Source organism: Streptomyces sp. NPDC097129 (assembly GCF_055668065.1).
The window spans coordinates 1-1,130 of the sequence record NZ_JBVOQE010000098.1; the positions used below are offsets into that span (position 1 = coordinate 1).

The 1,130-nt window shown below is 53.7% G+C and carries 2 rRNA genes; both read right to left on the reverse strand.

Annotated elements, in window-relative coordinates:
- A 23S ribosomal RNA gene (locus tag AC0B9F_RS38375) occupies positions 1 to 725 on the reverse strand; the annotation flags it as partial.
- 345 nt (positions 726 to 1,070) lie between these two features.
- A 16S ribosomal RNA gene (locus AC0B9F_RS38380) occupies positions 1,071 to 1,130 on the reverse strand; the annotation flags it as partial.

Below are 1,130 nucleotides of genomic sequence, written 5' to 3' on the forward strand. Positions count from 1 at the left end.
CGGCTACCCCACACGGGTTAACCTCGCGACATGCCACTAACTCGCAGGCTCATTCTTCAAAAGGCACGCCATCACCCCCAGCAGTAAACTGCTCGAAGGCTCTGACGGATTGTAAGCGCACGGTTTCAGGTACTATTTCACTCCCCTCCCGGGGTACTTTTCACCTTTCCCTCACGGTACTAGTCCGCTATCGGTCACCAGGGAGTATTCAGGCTTATCGGGTGGTCCCGACAGATTCACACCAGATTTCACGGGCCCGGTGCTACTTGGGTTTCCATTACAACAGTCACAAAGTTTTCGTGTACGGGATTCTCACCCTCTACGACAGGCCGTTCCAGACCACTTCCACTAACCCTGTGATTTCTTACTGTTGGCCAACACGGCAGTATTGACAAAATGAACCCCACAACCCCACGAATGCAACACCTGCCGGCTATCACACACCCATGGTTTAGCCTCTTCCGCTTTCGCTCGCCACTACTCACGGAATCACGGTTGTTTTCTCTTCCTGTGGGTACTGAGATGTTTCACTTCCCCACGTTCCCTCCACACGCCCTATATATTCAGGCGCGGGTAACACGACATCACTCGTGCTGGGTTTCCCCATTCGGACATCCTCGGATCACAGCTCGGTTGACAGCTCCCCGAGGCTTATCGCAGCCTCCTACGTCCTTCATCGGCTCCTGGTGCCAAGGCATCCACCGTACGCTCTTCATTACTTACAACAAAGATGCTCGCGTCCACTGTGCAGTTCTCAAACAACACACAACCCCAGAACTCCCGTGAGCACCAGCCGAAAAAACACTGACCGAAATCAATGCAACTCCGCGGTATGACCCACATTCCAGTGTTGTCGTTACTTCCTTCGAGGAAACACTCGCGTGTTCTCTCAGGACCCAACAGTATGCCGATATATTGCACTCGCCGGCAGATCATGTGATCTGCCGTGATGCGAGGAAGTTTGTCAGCGTCCACCCATGAGCTCCTGCCGGACCACAAGTGGATCCGAAACAGGCTCTGCCAACCAACCATCCACCTGTGTGGACGTTGTGTTGGAGAATGCTCCTTAGAAAGGAGGTGATCCAGCCGCACCTTCCGGTACGGCTACCTTGTTACGACTTCGTCCCAAT